General features: G+C 54.0%; 18 protein-coding genes. 7 read left to right on the top strand and 11 right to left on the bottom strand.

Annotated elements, in window-relative coordinates:
• Position 1: 1 nt before the first annotated feature.
• Positions 2–781 (bottom strand): ATP-binding cassette domain-containing protein, encoded by a 780-nt coding sequence (locus AB9F26_RS03085; protein ID WP_335583666.1) that lies wholly within the window; start codon positions 779–781, stop codon positions 2–4.
• 195 nt (positions 782–976) lie between these two features.
• Here AB9F26_RS03085 and AB9F26_RS03080 point away from each other — a divergent pair, with 195 nt between their 5' ends.
• The 3 genes from AB9F26_RS03080 (at position 977) to AB9F26_RS03070 (ending at position 2,576) form a co-directional block, all read left to right on the top strand.
• Positions 977–1,912: an aldo/keto reductase gene (locus tag AB9F26_RS03080; RefSeq protein WP_335583667.1), complete on the top strand. Its 936-nt coding sequence runs from the start codon at positions 977–979 to the stop codon at positions 1,910–1,912.
• Positions 1,913–2,185: 273 nt separating this feature from the next.
• Positions 2,186–2,311 carry a hypothetical protein gene (locus tag AB9F26_RS03075; protein ID WP_369755255.1) on the top strand — a complete coding sequence of 42 codons (126 nt, stop codon included), beginning with the start codon at positions 2,186–2,188 and terminating at the stop codon, positions 2,309–2,311.
• Positions 2,289–2,576 (top strand): hypothetical protein, encoded by a 288-nt coding sequence (locus tag AB9F26_RS03070; RefSeq protein ID WP_369767243.1) that lies wholly within the window; start codon positions 2,289–2,291, stop codon positions 2,574–2,576. The genes AB9F26_RS03075 and AB9F26_RS03070 overlap by 23 nt, the downstream gene beginning before the upstream one ends.
• A gap of 117 nt (positions 2,577–2,693) precedes the next feature.
• Here AB9F26_RS03070 and AB9F26_RS03065 read toward each other — a convergent pair whose 3' ends face one another.
• A complete protein-coding gene (locus AB9F26_RS03065; protein ID WP_369767242.1) occupies positions 2,694–2,999 on the bottom strand; it encodes a hypothetical protein in 306 nt (101 codons plus the stop codon).
• 1,073 nt (positions 3,000–4,072) lie between these two features.
• Between AB9F26_RS03065 and AB9F26_RS03060 the strand changes: the two genes are divergently transcribed.
• Complete coding sequence (locus tag AB9F26_RS03060) at positions 4,073–4,276, top strand: hypothetical protein (protein WP_369767241.1); 204 nt, start codon at positions 4,073–4,075, stop codon at positions 4,274–4,276.
• Positions 4,277–4,425: 149 nt separating this feature from the next.
• Here AB9F26_RS03060 and AB9F26_RS03055 read toward each other — a convergent pair whose 3' ends face one another.
• Together AB9F26_RS03055 and AB9F26_RS03050 are read right to left on the bottom strand one after the other, a co-directional pair.
• Positions 4,426–4,686 (bottom strand): hypothetical protein, encoded by a 261-nt coding sequence (locus AB9F26_RS03055; RefSeq protein ID WP_369767240.1) that lies wholly within the window; start codon positions 4,684–4,686, stop codon positions 4,426–4,428.
• A 254-nt stretch (positions 4,687–4,940) separates the two neighbouring features.
• The gene (locus tag AB9F26_RS03050; protein ID WP_369755260.1) at positions 4,941–5,237 is read right to left on the bottom strand and encodes a hypothetical protein; all 297 of its coding nucleotides are present in this window, start codon (positions 5,235–5,237) and stop codon (positions 4,941–4,943) included.
• Between the two features lie 199 nt (positions 5,238–5,436).
• Between AB9F26_RS03050 and AB9F26_RS03045 the strand changes: the two genes are divergently transcribed.
• The gene (locus tag AB9F26_RS03045; protein WP_335583672.1) at positions 5,437–5,580 is read left to right on the top strand and encodes a hypothetical protein; all 144 of its coding nucleotides are present in this window, start codon (positions 5,437–5,439) and stop codon (positions 5,578–5,580) included.
• Between the two features lie 147 nt (positions 5,581–5,727).
• Here the strand turns inward: AB9F26_RS03045 and AB9F26_RS03040 are convergent, their stop codons facing one another.
• The 7 genes from AB9F26_RS03040 to AB9F26_RS03010 all read right to left on the bottom strand — a co-directional run bounded on the left by AB9F26_RS03040 (position 5,728) and on the right by AB9F26_RS03010 (position 12,688).
• Positions 5,728–6,912 (bottom strand): formate dehydrogenase subunit gamma, encoded by a 1,185-nt coding sequence (locus AB9F26_RS03040; RefSeq protein ID WP_369757445.1) that lies wholly within the window; start codon positions 6,910–6,912, stop codon positions 5,728–5,730.
• An 82-nt stretch (positions 6,913–6,994) separates the two neighbouring features.
• Positions 6,995–7,588 (bottom strand): formate dehydrogenase FDH3 subunit beta, encoded by a 594-nt coding sequence (fdh3B, locus tag AB9F26_RS03035; protein WP_039003913.1) that lies wholly within the window; start codon positions 7,586–7,588, stop codon positions 6,995–6,997.
• Positions 7,589–7,601: 13 nt separating this feature from the next.
• Positions 7,602–10,604 carry a formate dehydrogenase subunit alpha gene (locus AB9F26_RS03030; RefSeq protein ID WP_369767239.1) on the bottom strand — a complete coding sequence of 1,001 codons (3,003 nt, stop codon included), beginning with the start codon at positions 10,602–10,604 and terminating at the stop codon, positions 7,602–7,604.
• A gap of 86 nt (positions 10,605–10,690) precedes the next feature.
• Entirely contained in the window at positions 10,691–10,882 is a 192-nt protein-coding gene (locus tag AB9F26_RS03025; protein WP_039003916.1) for a twin-arginine translocation signal domain-containing protein, read from the bottom strand.
• 53 nt (positions 10,883–10,935) lie between these two features.
• A complete protein-coding gene (locus AB9F26_RS03020; protein WP_335585994.1) occupies positions 10,936–11,544 on the bottom strand; it encodes a molecular chaperone TorD family protein in 609 nt (202 codons plus the stop codon).
• Positions 11,541–12,122 carry a DUF3306 domain-containing protein gene (locus AB9F26_RS03015; RefSeq protein WP_335585993.1) on the bottom strand — a complete coding sequence of 194 codons (582 nt, stop codon included), beginning with the start codon at positions 12,120–12,122 and terminating at the stop codon, positions 11,541–11,543. The genes AB9F26_RS03020 and AB9F26_RS03015 overlap by 4 nt, the downstream gene beginning before the upstream one ends.
• Complete coding sequence (locus tag AB9F26_RS03010; RefSeq protein ID WP_335585992.1) at positions 12,119–12,688, bottom strand: DUF3305 domain-containing protein; 570 nt, start codon at positions 12,686–12,688, stop codon at positions 12,119–12,121. The genes AB9F26_RS03015 and AB9F26_RS03010 overlap by 4 nt, the downstream gene beginning before the upstream one ends.
• A gap of 213 nt (positions 12,689–12,901) precedes the next feature.
• Here AB9F26_RS03010 and AB9F26_RS03005 point away from each other — a divergent pair, with 213 nt between their 5' ends.
• Both AB9F26_RS03005 and AB9F26_RS03000 read left to right on the top strand, forming a co-directional pair.
• A complete protein-coding gene (locus tag AB9F26_RS03005; protein WP_369767238.1) occupies positions 12,902–14,857 on the top strand; it encodes a 4Fe-4S binding protein in 1,956 nt (651 codons plus the stop codon).
• Between the two features lie 19 nt (positions 14,858–14,876).
• A complete protein-coding gene (locus AB9F26_RS03000; protein ID WP_039003920.1) occupies positions 14,877–15,065 on the top strand; it encodes a DUF6494 family protein in 189 nt (62 codons plus the stop codon).
• Positions 15,066–15,070: the final 5 nt, after the last annotated feature.

Here is a 15,070-nt window from a genome sequence, read left to right as displayed (position 1 = left end):
ATCAAGCCGCCTTCGTATCGATAGTGCCCGTAATCAATCCGACGAGCGTGTCGCCATCGACATCCTTCACATCGCGAACCGCCGAGAGTTGCCCCAGCCTGAGAACCGCAACGCGATCGCAGTAATTCAGGACATGTTGCATGTTGTGGGTGATCATGATGACCGACAATCCGTGATCTTTGAGAGACCGCACAAGGTCCATCGCCATTTTGCTTTCGCGCACACCGAGCGCCGCAGTTGGCTCATCAAGAATGGCAATCCGCTTGCCGAACATCACTGTTTTAGAAAGGGCGACGGCCTGTCTTTGCCCGCCTGAGAACGATTGCGCATCCCGATAGATGTCGGCAATCCGTATATCAAGCTTTTCAAACAAGGACCGGATTTCCGCGTCCATCGTCTTAAAATCGAGCGCGCCGAAAATCTTGCCCAGAATGTCTTTTCTAACGATTTCGCGTCCCAAAAATACGTTTTTGGTAATCGACAATTCATTCACCAGCGCGAGATCTTGATAGACGGTTTCCATACCGGCAGCTTTGGCGTCCGTGGGGCTATCGATCCGAACTTCTTTGCCGTCCAGAAAAATAGTTCCGCTTGTTTTAGCAAGCGCTCCGGTGATTGCCTTAACCAATGTTGATTTCCCGGCCCCGTTGTCCCCGACAATCGCAAGAACCTCGCCTTCGCGAAGGTCGATACTAACGTCGTCGATCGCTTTAACGCCGCCGTAATGCTTGCTGATCCCCTTGGCCTCTAGGATAATCTTTGAAATACCCGCGCTCGTCATCACTGTCCCTCCTCCACTTACACATCGAATTGTCGACCTGTTACTTATCTATAAAAAACAACCTATCCCGCTGTCAAAGGTTTTTTTTGCATATAAATACAAAACCTGCATAATGAGGGCAACGCTTTACCCATAAACTTTGCTGCCAAGAAAAATGAAATCCACCAACGCCGCTTAAACAAGAAAGACAACACAATGCTTCAATCACGACCTTTAGGCACCACCGATGTAACCGTTAGCCATATTTCCTTTGGCTGCGCCAGCATCGCCAACTTATATGCGCGTGTGACGGACAAAGCGGCGCAAGACGTGCTGTCCTACGCTTGGCAGCGAGGCATTCGTTATTTTGATACGGCCCCTCATTATGGCCGTGGTTTATCCGAAACACGCCTAGGGCAGTTCCTGCAAACTGTACCAAAAAATGAAGTCACCCTCTCGTCCAAGGTTGGTCGTGTTTTGACTCCGGGGAAGCAGAGAAGCGAAGCGGACGGGTTTGTCTCCCCCCTCCCCAACGACGTGCGGTATGACTATTCTGGTGCCGGAATTATGGAGAGTTTCGAAGGGAGCCTTGAGCGGTTGGGCGTCGATCACCTTGATATCGTTTATGTGCACGACATTGGAAAACTGACACATGGGGCCGATAATGACCGCCATATGGAGGATCTGCTTTCAACGGGCCTCCCCGCGCTGGAACGCCTCAAGGTCGCCGGTAAAATTGGGGCCTATGGGCTGGGCGTTAATGAATGTGAAGTCTGTGTGGACGTCATGAAACACCATACACTCGATGTTATCCTCCTCGCAGGCCGGTGGACTTTGCTAGACCGAAGTGCCGAAAAGGAACTCATACCGCTTTGCCAACAGGCCAACACGAGCCTTGTCCTCGGGGGGATTTTCAACTCTGGGATTCTGGCCACCGGTGCCAAGGAAGGCGCGCACTTTGACTACGCCCCTGCGTCCGAAGAAATCCTTGCGAAAACGCGCGCCCTTGAGCAAGAGTGCTTGCGTGACGGGATACCGCTGGCAACCGCTGCAATGCAATTTGGCCTCTCAAAAGACATCGTTGCAAGTGTGCTCTTAGGCACTGGCAAGGTTTCATCCCTCGCGCGCAATCTCGATGCGTTGAAACTTTAGCAGATCGGGGGCGGTGGAGTATTGGGACCGAACCTGCCCCCAAAAACCGCAGTAATTCATGCATGACCACAGGACAGCGATCGTGCCGTCGGCCCTCCACATCACAGCTAAGCGCGTTTTTTTGGACGCCGTTTTAAAACAACAAAATTGGGTTTCCCCAACGTTGTTCCCCACAGTAAACCCACAAATAAATCTGCTATTCTTGCGGTTTTATAAAACATTTATTCAATGAGGAGCGTTGGTCAATCATCGACGAACAAAAAGGAGAACACCATGTTTCGTTTCACTATGATTTGCCTCTGCGTCCTAACCCTTGCCGCCTGTGAGGCCGTCGAAGGCATTGGAGAAGACGTCGAGAACACAGGTGAAGTGACCCATGAAACTATTAACATCCCTTAGCGCCCTTCTTTTTGCAGATGCAATCCATGCAAGCGCAGCCTATGCAACTACCGATGTCGAAGCCGCAGAAGTCTGGAACGACATCGCGAGCGATCTCGAAACGGCCATTGCCAAACTCTTGGTGGATCAAATCACCAAGGAAGGGGCCACAATCTTGATCGACATTGATGAGGTTTCTTTGGCGAATAGCCTGTCGCAAATGCTTGGTGTTGCCGAAACACAGCTTAGAGGCGCCGTTGTGATCAAGGAAGATGACACCGCCTAACACGAGAGTTTCGAGTTGACGGTTACGGCGGTGCAAGCCCAAGCTCACTATCCCGAAGGCACCGTTGTCACGGTACTCAATGTTGGAAATGAAGCGTTTTACAACGCGACAATTGCTTCATTTACCGAACACAGACTGGTGCATTTCATCATGGGCCAGTAAAATCAGGCTTGTGGCGTCTTGTTCAGAAACATCCATGATCGCGCCAATATCCTTGGTGTTGAAGTCCGCGACGGTCGACAAAAGCAGGACTTCGCGGGTGTTAGCGGAGAGCCGCGAGAGGTAGACCTGGGCCTTGGCGCGCAGGTTTTTGGCAGTATCTTCAATCGGTTGCCCGATGCTTGACCAAAGTATGTGAAACACACGAAACAAGGCGGTTTTCCCCCCAAGGCGCGGCGCATCGAAAAAGGATGGATCGGCCAAAGCTGCCTCAAGGGTCGAGGCTGCATAGATGTCGCCACCGGTTTGCGATCCGGTTAACGCGCCGCAAATATGGCAAGTGCTGCCTGATCAGATCGGACATTTCCAGGGGTTTTTGGGAAGTGTTGGACATTCTTTTCCCCTGTTCTTAAACTTTTCATGGAACAAACGTCCCAGTCGTGCGTTTGTTCCAGAGTACGCGAGTTTTTTTTGCCACTTCAACATATCCAATTGGTAAGACGTGGCACTCAAAACAATCCGACCTGATCTTAAGACCAAAATCGACGAAAACCTAAGGCGGGTTTTCGAAGAGGTATCTGACGTCAGCACCTGCTGGATAGATTTGAGGATTTGAATAAGGGAGGATTTCTGGTTCATCTTATCGATTAGGAGATCGAGATGACCAAGAAACCGCAGACATCGAAAGCGGCCGCCGAAAACGGGGATGCCGCCGTGTTCAGTACAATTAGCGGCGACTTTGACGGTTGCCTTGCTCCCTCACGGGTTGATTGCCGTCCATCAAACACAAGTGTTGCAACGGGAGTTGGCCGAGGTACGCAACCTCAATCTTCACGCACGAACCACTTACTATGCCCAGTCAGAACGCGAAGCATTCATGGTGGGGCTTGGGCGCGGCAAAGGCTCTCACTGCGGCGGTTTCCGATATTATTGGCGATGCGCAGGCGTGCTCTGCCGTTTTGATGCGGAATCCCAAGGTCGGTTTTCCTTCGCCGAATATGTGCCCCCTCAGGATATGTCGAGTGCTCCAACCGATCCGAGCCTTTTGACGTTTCAAGCAGCGCGCATTTTCAGGAATTCATCGCAGAGGATGAGCAAAAACCCCGTCTAAACAGCAATGCCAAGCGAACCGGAAAGTCAGGGGTCGTTGCATCGGTTCCCGTGACGGGAACGGCGAGTGGCTATGTTACCGTTTCCATTCCCAACAGCGAACTCGATACACAGGAAGACCTTGAGGGCGGCACCAAATCGCCGCTTGAACTTTTCACCACGACCTTCAGGAAGAACCCCTGATTTTCTGTCAAAGTGGCCCTCACAACAAAATCCCAAATGCCATCATGAGCTTCGGCAAATGGCCGCGCGACGATTCTGAACTGGCAAAATCCCTTCCTGCAACGAAAGAAGAAATCGACGCGATGTTCCCAGAGACCCGCAAGTCCCTACTCGCGGATGTCGCATGGTTCCTTGCGTCCGAAAAAGCCAATGATGCGAAACCTTTGGACCCTGCCTGTCGTTTCCACAGTGGCACTGGCGCGCCTTGAGTGGCTAAATTCGATGGCGCATTTCATTGGCACGCGGCCAGCCAAGCCTTTTGCCATTATGGTGCATTACAAACCGTCACCAAGTTTTCGCACACACAAACACCGCAAAGCGAACAGAGTAAATGTCAGCGCCTAGCGACTTTCGGCCCCTACTTTCCTGGAACCCCAAAGTTATACTCGGGCTGGCTCTCATCTTGACCAGAATATAGCCCGTTATCGGCGGCCTGCCCCAGGTCAAGCACGGCCCCTTCGCTCGGGATTGCGTCGGGCGTTGTTATTCTACCCTCAACAACACTGTTTGCGCCGCCGTTGTCCTTTTTAGGGTCGCCGCCAACAGGGACTTCGGGAGCCCCAAAATGTCGAAGGGGCCAAGCACGCTCCGAGGTACTTTCATGTTGCGAACCAATCATATCCAGCAGCGAAGACAGACCTGTGGCATCAGAAATAAATCAAACTCGCTGTACTCATTGTCCGAAATTTTCCCAGCATCCATCAGAAATTGGGACCGCGTATCCACTCTTTTGGGTCTGTTCCGTTTCCTTGATAAATGCGTACCGGTATCCTTGGCGCAATAATCCACAAAGGCTTGGGTTATGGTATAGCTTGAAACGTCCATCATCGGAATTCCTAATTAGTGTAGACTTAAAGGGGAGAGGATGGGGGACTAGATCAATAAGATCAGGACCGGCTTAAGAGTCACAGAGATGACCAGGATCTGAAAGAACGACATGTCCTTCGTGGGCAGAGCTTCTTCGAGTTGATTTGGAAGCCCGGCATCCGGCCATGGAGATGAGCAAAAAAACGCCGCATTGAATGTCAATATTTTCGAGTTTACTGCCCCAAGGACAGCCTTGAGCATATTGGGTGCAACCTCAACCATGTTGTGAGTCAGCGCCGCTTCTGGCCACAACATTGCCGCTTCAGTCGCGCCCGTTTGCACCATGTGATAAAAGGTGGGCAATCCGCCTTGAACGCCCGCGGCGCCTTCAATTCCTTCGAGGCAACGAAGATTGCATCCAGAAGTCGCAACCTTTTTGCCTCCAAGATCGGCAACGGATAAAACTAGCTATCGAGAAAATTTGATATGAGCGTGAGCAACGCCTGTCGGCAAATAGACTTGATTTTCAGCTGCGAGCTCTTTTTCAAACTGCGAGAATTCCTTGGCGATTTCGTCCACGGCCTTCGCAACGATTGCAGCGTCACTTGAGACAAACGGCGTGACCACAGCAATGCCTTGGTTTGGCAAAGCGGAGGTGTGGAAAATGGCGTATTTTGTAGCAATCAACTGCAACGAAATCGGCTAGTTTCCTCCGGCAGCGCCCTCACCTAGCCTAACATTTCCGGATGACACCGAGGTTGCCTCTGATGAAAAACCGCTCATAACCAGTACCCGGTTCGCACCAATTGTGATCACCACCAACATAAACAATGCTAACAAAAATGCCTTCATCTTACGCGTCCTTGCTTTGCTGCATTTCGGCTTTTCGAACGTCTTCAACCCAAAGACTATGGTGTTCCCGCGCCCATTGTTCCTCGACTTCACCACTGCCCATAGCGTCAAAAGCACCTTCCATACCAACAGACCCGATATAGATGTGCGCAAAGATTATGGCGGTTAAAACGAGGCTCACAATTGCATGCCACAACTGGGCATATTGCATCTCTTCCTGCGGCGCCAACGGATATGGCAGCGGGTCAAATCCAAACCATCCCGTCACGCCCCAAGCGTTCAGCTTTGCAAACGTTGCCCCGAACATATGGAATTCAAACGGGAACAGCAAAGAGAGTCCCGACACCGAAATCGACGACCCCAAGACGATCACAGACCAGAATATTAGCTTTTGACCTGCGTTAAACTTCTTGGCTGGCGGGTGACCTCCGCCAAAGATACCGCCGCCTTTCTTCAGCCAGAACAGATCGGTTCGATCGGGCAAATTGTGCCCAACCCAGAAAACAAAGATAATAATAAGCGCCACGATGAACGCCCAAGAAATATTGTTATGCACCCACTTAGTGCCGATGGCGACGGTCGAGAAGGCTTCGTGGCCGAAGGTCGGTATCAACACTTTGCGCCCGAACAGCGATATCAAGCCCGTCGCGCCAAGAATAAGAAACGAACTCGCCAAAAGCCAATGGCCGAACCGCTCAACGCCACCGAAACGCGTGATCGTGCGGCCCGTTTTTTCACCTTCGATACGAATACGCCCGCGGATGAGGTAGAATAACGCCAGAAGCACCAAAGTGCCCCCAAGCAGCCCAGCGCCATAGGTCAAAAGTGGGCCTTGGCGAAACTCCAACCACCACATGCCGCCATCTTGGATCAACGTTGTTGCTGCGGGCCCGCGTGATTGGGTCTGCACATCGGCCGTGTTATACCGCAGCGCCCGCCACAGTTCCGGATCAGATTGGCCACCAAGCGTGCCAAGCGGCGCGGTGATTTGCGCGGCAGCGTCCGGATCGCCAACAGCCGAGCGGCGGAATTCGTCGTCCACTTTTTGCGCATTTTGCCGGAGGAGAATATCGTTAAGCGTCTGTGCGCCGCCCGTTTCCGCGCGCGGCGTATCAGCAGCTTGTTGCGCTACAGCCGGAGAAAGCAGACTGCACAGCAAGAAAAAAACAGCGAAAAGACGAAACATCAGAGTGGACCTTTACAGTGTCGTAAAAGAAAGGCGGTCCGTCACAGACCGCCCATTTTGCATCGCAAAGGGAGGGCGAAAATCAACCGCCCTTTAGACCGTAAGCCGTACCCCAGCCCCAAGCCCCAGCGCCAAATCCGCGCGAAACGATACGTTCGCGGTAAATGGTAGCAACGGTATCACCGTCCCCTGCGAGCAGGGCTTTGGTGGAACACATCTCGGCGCAGAGTGGCAGTTTGCCTTCTGCGATCCGATTGCGTCCATACTTGGAGAACTCGGCGGACGAGTGGTTTTCTTCCGGTCCACCGGCACAGAAAGTGCATTTGTCCATTTTGCCACGCGACCCGAAATTGCCCGCCTGTGGATATTGCGGCGCACCAAAGGGGCACGCATAGAAGCAATAGCCACACCCGATGCACAGGTCTTTGGAGTGCAGAACGATGCCGTCTTCGGTTTGGTAAAAACAATCCACAGGGCACACCGCCATGCAAGGCGCGTCCGAGCAATGCATACACGCAACCGAGATTGATCGCTCTCCCGGTTTACCGTCATTGATCGTTACCACCTTGCGGCGGTTAATGCCCCACGGAACCTCGTGCTCGTTTTTACAAGCCGTAACGCAGGCGTTACATTCGATGCACCGTTCGGCGTCGCAGAGAAATTTTGCTCTAGCCATGATCTGTCTCCCTTTATGCCGACCAGATTTTGCAAAGAGTCGCTTTGGTCTCTTGCATCTGGGTTACGCTGTCATAGCCATAGGTTTGCGCCGTGTTGGCCGACTCGCCCAATACATAGGGGTCTGCGCCTTCGGGGTATTTATCCCGCAAGTCCCTCCCCTCAAAATGGCCGCCAAAGTGGAAGGGCATGAACGCCACGCCCGTCCCCACGCGTTCTGTGACCATAGCCATAACTTTAACCTTGCCACCCTCTGGGCCTTCGACCCAGACCTGTGCGCCGTCACGCACACCAAGATCATTGGCGTCGCGTATGTTGATCTCGACGAACATGTCCTGCTGCAATTCGGCAAGCCATGGATTGGAGCGGGTTTCGTCGCCCCCACCTTCGTATTCAACCAAGCGACCGGAGGTCAGGATAATCGGATATTCTTGCGAGAAATCATTTTCCTGAATCGAGCGGTACATCGTTGGTACCCGCCAGAACTTCTTGTCCTCGTAGGTCGGATAATCGACCACGAGATCACGGCGGTTGGTATAAAGGGGTTCGCGGTGAAGGGGGACTGGATCAGGGAAAGTCCAGACCACAGCGCGGGCCTTGGCGTTCCCGAAGGGCGCACAACCATGGGCAATCGCAACCCGTTGAATGCCTCCCGACAGGTCGGTCTTCCAATTCACGCCGCCTGTTTTGGCTAGGAAGTCTGACGGAATATCGCTTTGCTGCGATGTCTCGCCCACTTCTTCAGCATTGTTAGAGCCACCATCATCCGCAGGCTCCGCCGTTAAGGGCGCCCCATCGGGATATCCGGCAACGCCGTTGATACTGGCTTTTTCGACATCGGTAAGGTCATTTTCCCATCCCAGATCACGCAGCATCTGCACCGTAAATTCGGGATAGCCGTCCTTAATCTCTGACCCTTTGGAATAAACGCCCTCGGCCAGCAGGTTATCACCTTCACGCTCCACACCAAAGCGGGCGCGGAAGGTCAGGCCGCCCTCCGCCACAGGGATCGACATGTCATACAGAATGGCCGTTCCGGGATGATTCATTTCCGGTGTGCCCCAGCAAGGCCATGGCAACCCGTAAAAATCGCCATCCGCAGGTCCGCCAATGGCGCGCAACGTCGTGCGGTCAAAGGTGTGCTGATTTTCCATGTGCATTTTCAACCGCTCGGGACTTTGCCCCGTATAACCGACGGTCCACATGCCACGATTAAACTCGCGGGTCAGGTCTTCGACATTCGGCTCACCGCCCTCGTCAATCGCGATGTTGCGGAACATCCGTTCATGGAAACCGAATTTCTCGGCAAACTTGGCGAGGATTGTGTGGTCGGGCAGCGACTCAAACAATGGGTCCATAACCTGCTCGCGCCATTGCAGTGACCGGTTCGACGCCGTGACAGAACCGCGAGTTTCGAACTGTGTTGCGGCGGGGAGAAGGTAAACCCCATCTGTGCGATCCTGCATCACAGCAGAAACCGTCGGATAAGGATCGATCACAACGAGCATCTCGAGGCGCTCCATCGCGGTTTTCATCTCTTTCATGCGGGTCTGCGAGTTTGGTGCATGGCCCCAAAGAACCATGGCGCGGGTATTATCGGGCTGATCAAGGTTGGCCTTATCCTCTAGCACCCCGTCAATCCAACGGCTGACCGGAATCCCGGTCAGATTCATCATCTTGGTATCGCCAAAGCTCGCATCGGAAAATTGCCCCTTGAGCCAGTCAAGATCTTCGTCCCATACACGCGCCCAATGCGCCCAAGAGCCGTCGGACAGGCCGTAATATCCCGGCAAAGTATCGGCTAGGACGCCAAGGTCGGTGGCGCCTTGCACGTTGTCATGGCCACGGAAAATATTAGTTCCCCCGCCTGCGACACCCATATTTCCAAGCGCCAGTTGCAGGATGCAATAAGCGCGGGTGTTGTTATTCCCGTTGCTGTGCTGGGTGCCACCCATGCACCAGATCACAGTGCCGGGACGGTTGTTCGCCAGTGTACGCGCCACGCGCTCTAACTGTTCCCCAGGCGCGCCGGTGACTCGTTCTACTTCTTCTGGGTTCCATTGCTTCACTTCATCGCGGATCTGGTCCATGCCCCAAACACGGGTGCGGATAAACTCGGTATCTTCCCATTTGTTCTCAAAGATATGCCACAGAATGCCCCACACCAACGCCACGTCCGAACCGGGACGGAAGCGCACGTATTCGTCGGCATGTGCCGCCGTGCGGGTAAAGCGCGGATCGCAAACGATCAGTGGCGCGTTGTTTTCTTCTTTGGCTTTTAGCAAATGCAGCAAGGAAACCGGATGGGCCTCGGCGGGGTTTGCACCAATGAGGAAAATCGCTTTGGAATTGTGAATGTCGTTGTAGCTGTTGGTCATGGCGCCATAGCCCCATGTATTCGCCACACCCGCCACAGTGGTCGAGTGGCAAATCCGCGCCTGATGGTCGACGTTATTAGTGCCCCAATAAGCGGCAAATTTGCGGAACAAATAGGCCTGCTCGTTGCTGTGCTTCGCAGAGCCTAGCCAATAAACCGAATCCGGTCCGCTTTCTTCGCGGATTTTCATCATGCCATCGCCGATCTCGTTGATCGCAGTTTCCCAACTTATTTTTACCCATTCGCCGTTTTCTTTTTTCATCGGGTATTTCAAACGACGCTCACCATGGGCATGTTCGCGCACCGAAGCACCCTTGGCGCAATGCGCCCCCAAGTTGAACGGGCTGTCAAAGCCGGGTTCCTGCCCCGTCCAGACGCCATTATCAACCTCGGCAATAACCGTGCATCCAACCGAGCAATGGGTGCAAATGGATTTTTTGATCTCGACCGTGCGGTCCAAGGCAGTTTGCGCGGTGGCTTTTGAAACAGTTCCGCCAGTTGCGGCAACAGCGGCAAGTCCGCCGATCACAAGTCCCGAGCCGCGCAAAAACGAGCGGCGGTCAACGGAGGTGGATTTGGCCTGTGCCACTGCGGGTCGTGCCGACCCGCGTGCAATGCCATTGGTCTTTCTTCTGAGCATGGTCGTTCTCCCTACTACTGCGTTGCCTCAGCCTTGGTAGCCATAAAATTTCGGTGCCCTGACACAGTAAGTCGGGGCGAGGTATCTTAGAAACGGGTGCTTTCAAGATAAGCACGCGTATGTTCTGTGTCTTGCATCACGTCCGATGACAGGTCGACCGGCGCAGGAGCTGCAGCCTCTGCTTGGGTACCCGCGGCAACCGCCACCACTCCTGGAACGGCGGCACTTGCTACCTTCAGAAAATTCCGGCGGGTTGTCTCTGCTTTTGTATCAGCCATAAAATGTTTCCTTCTCCCGTTGTCTTCGATGTTGCGTATGAGGGGACAGGCGTTCAGCCTATCATCATCCTAAACGCTTCCCGCTCAATTTTCAGGAATTCTGCGCCAACGGCCCCGACAGAAGCGTAAAGAACCGATGTCTTTGCCCCCTGTAGATCCGTATAAAAATGTGTGGCCCATGGACCAATGTGTTTGTTAAAGAAATCCTTCTGCTGCTCCAAAGGAGCCACATCGCCAAAGCGCCCAACGATCATACCGCCCATCATTTCCATCAACGACGCGATGCTGTCTTCCGGCTCAAACGTATCCTGTGAGCGCGTGATTCCCTGTGCGGCCATGTCAGCGCGCAGATTGGCGAGCGGCTTTTCGTTCAGAAATCCGGTCATATAGTAGCTGGCATAGGGCAAGAGTTCGCCCCGTCCCAAACCGATAAAAAGGGCGTTATACTCGCTCAGTGCGGATTTGGGTTTGGTGACTTTTGCGACCCGTGCAAGGCCACTGATCGCCTGCCCTAATGGTGAGGAATCCCCCGTCAAACCGGCAGTTTGCGCCAACAATAGCTCATCCGGTGGCCCAGCAAGCAAAACGCCGAGATAGTTGTAAAGGTCCGCGCGCAGACGATCTTCTTCGGCAATTTTGACTTGTGCTTGAACCGCTGTCATGCGTCGCTCCCGTCGAAACTAAAAACCATTCTGCGTGGTGGTGAAAACTCTGGTTCTTCAACATCTTCCGCCAAAACATCCGTCCCAGCGTCAGCCACCAAATCCTCTTGCTGTATATCTTCGGCCAAAATTTCCACTTTGTCGAGGGTGGTCTGCTCAGAGGCTTCAACTTCGTCCGGCTTCGCCATCTCGAGAACATGCGAAAGTAAGCCTTTGCCCACTTGATAACTCGTGGTGATCGGCGCATTGCCAAAACTGCCCGTCAGATAATCATCATCGTAATCATTAAGCCCGTCCACACAGGCCAAAACCGGATTGCTCCGCCACAACTTGCGCAGGGCACGTTTGCGCAGATGCTCAGGTACGGCCTGCGCCATAAACGCGGCAAAATCATCGCCTAACTTCAGCGTTTCTGGATCAGGCAGGTCCAGCTCTTGCAGAATCTCCTCGTCACTTTTCTCCGCAAGGGTTTGCTGATACGCGGCTTCCTGCGCGGCTTTTTCGGCATCGGCGATGGCGATTTCTTCGGCTTTGACCGCAGCGCGGCGCTGGCCCCAGAAGGTTGGTGTGCGTGTCATTTCATCCCTGCCTTGCGACCCCGAGGCGCGCGATACACATCGCTGTCCTGCGAAATCCGCGGATCACCGATACCATCCTCCTTTTCGTCTTCGCGCCAGTCTCGACGCTTGCGTTTGACAAAAGCTTCTTCCTCGTGGTGGCTATTTACGAAATCCGCGACCCAAGCCAACATACCCTCTGGCATCACAATTTTTTCGACTTGGACCTCAGCTGAGTCGCAATAATCCTGCGCTTCATAAGGCGAAGCGGTCGCTAACATCACCTTCCACGGTAAATCCGGCAAAGTGGTATCTGGACTCAGGACAACATAGATAGACGGCGCGCGGGTCTGTAATTCGTGCACATAGGCTTCGGTATCGGAAACATATAAATTGAGCGGTACCGTCCCCGCATGAAACTCTGTCACGTCCCCCTCTTGGCGCAAAACCGTCCATTCCGCAGGCCCAGCACCGGGCAAAACACCAACCGCACGCCATGCCCACTTCGCCCAGCGGGTCACGCCGGGTGATTTACGGATCACAACCCCAAGCGGGATGGATTGAGAATTAGGAAAGACGAACGACAAGCTGGCTCCTCCGCTGGCTGGACAACATCATTGTTTAACCACAGTATACTGAATTATTGAAATAATTTAAAGATGGCATCTTCATCGTTTCGCTTCTCGGTCCGATTTCTCTGTCAATTATGGGGTCCAAAGTAGAATTCGGATCAGAATTGTGACGGAGCCTCTTTCATCCACTGCCGTTCCAATCTACCGTTGCAAGCTTAAGGGGGCAAAATGAAAAAAACACTGCTGATCTGTGATTGCCTTGGCACACAAACTATTGATGCATCTGCCTTAAGTACGGCAACAGGGCTGGAATGTTCGCGGATGCATACATCGCTCTGCCAATCCCAGCTCGACCTCGCGGCCAAAGCCATCAAAACCGGAGACGTGGTGATTGCCTGCCAGCAAGAAGCCCCCCGTTTCGCCGCGCTTGCTGAAGATCTTGACGCGCCCGTTCCCGCGTTCGTTGATATCCGCGACCGCGCGGGCTGGACGTCCGACCTTGGCGACACCTCTGCCAAGATGGCGGCATTGGTGGCGGACGCCCTTTTACCGCAACCATCCCCTAAAACGGTGGATGTTGTATCCGAAGGGATCTGCCTGATTATCGGAGCACCAGAGGTTGCGTTTGCTGCCGCAGAGAAGCTCGCGGATATTTTGACAGTCACCGTATTAGTAGCCGAAGCTTCAGATATGCCCGTGACGGACACCTATGACGCCCACGTTGGGAAATTGCGCCATGCGAAGGGAACACTCGGGCAATTCCGCGTTTCGATTGACGGGTTCCAACAGGTTTTGCCAGGTGGCCGTGGCGCCCCTTTACTGACAGAACCGCGCGATGGCGCGCAATCTGAATGTGATCTAATTCTCGACCTAACGGGCGACACCCCGCTGTTTTCGGCCCATGAAAAGCGCGACGGATATGTCCGCGCCGACCCCGCAAGCCTTCCTGCTGTGGCCGATGCCATCCTCGCCACCAGCCATATGATCGGCACCTTTGAAAAACCGCTGCATATCCGGCTAGAGACTTCGCTCTGCGCCCATTCGCGCGCGCAAAAGCCTGCCTGCTCGAACTGTCTAAATGTATGTCCCACGGGTGCGATCCTCTCGGCGGGAGAGCATGTAAGCATCGACCCAATGATTTGCGCAGGGTGTGGCGCGTGTTCTGCGGTCTGCCCTTCGGGCGCGATCAGCTATGATACGCCGCCAGTTGATTTCGTCTTCCGCCGCGTCGGCACGTTGGCTTCGGCCTATCGCAAGGCGGGCGGCACAGACGGCGTGCTGCTGATACATGACGCCCACGGGGCCGAAATGATCCGATTGGCCGCGCGGTTTGGCAACGGCCTGCCCGCACAGGTCATTCCCATGGAGATCGACGCCCTTGCCATGTTCGGCCACGCCGAGATGCTTGCCGCTCTGGCCAGCGGCTTTGCGGGTGTCGACATTTTGCTTGCTCCAAAAAGCGACCGCGCCGTGCTAGCGGCCCAATCTGAACTGGCCATGGCCATGGGCGCGGGAGACTCGCTGCGACTGCTTGATATTGCCGATCCCGACGAATTGTCCGAGCAACTTCATGATCGCGCGGCGACACCTATACGTGTGGAAAACCCCATCCTTGCCCAAGGGTCGCGACGCCAAATTACCCGCCTCGCAGCCAAAGCCCTCATGGTTGACGTCCAAGTCGCCCCCCTGCCCGAGCACGCACCTTACGGCGCGGTGATCGTCGACACGGATGCCTGCACCCTCTGCTTGGCCTGTGTTTCACTGTGCCCCTCTGGCGCATTGGTCGACAACCCCGATATGCCGCAACTGCGTTTTCAGGAGGATGCCTGCTTGCAATGCGGGCTGTGCACCAATGTTTGCCCCGAAAAGGCCATCACCCTGCAACCGCAAATCAACCTCACCGACACGGCCCTAGCGCAAGTGGTGCTGAACGAGGAAGAGCCTTTCGCCTGTGTTGAATGCGGCAACCTTTTTGGTGTCAAATCCACCGTCGAAAAGATAATGGAAAAACTTGCTGGAAACCACGCAATGTTCGCCAATCCCGCGACCGCGCGAATGATCCAAATGTGCGACAATTGCCGCGTTCAAGCCCAATTCCATTCTCAAGACAATCCCTTCGCGGGCAAAGAACGCCCACGTGTACGCACGACGGACGACTACCTGTCAAAACGCAAAGATCACTAAATCCGAATAGGAGACGAAAATGAGCGAAGATCTCAACATGTCCATGCGTAAATTTCTCAAGCAGGTCGGTGTGACCTCGCAACAGGCCATCGAAGAAGCGTTTCGCAAAGCGGGCGGAACCGAGGGCAAGCAATTCGAGGCGCGCGTAGTCCTGACCATTGATGGCGTGGATTTAGAACACGTCGTAACCGGCACGATCAAGGGTTGATCCGG

It is taken from the genome of Falsihalocynthiibacter sp. BN13B15 (assembly GCF_041205415.1).
GTDB classification, from domain to species: domain Bacteria; phylum Pseudomonadota; class Alphaproteobacteria; order Rhodobacterales; family Rhodobacteraceae; genus Falsihalocynthiibacter; species Falsihalocynthiibacter arcticus.
This window is presented reverse-complemented; position numbering and strand designations above follow the sequence as displayed.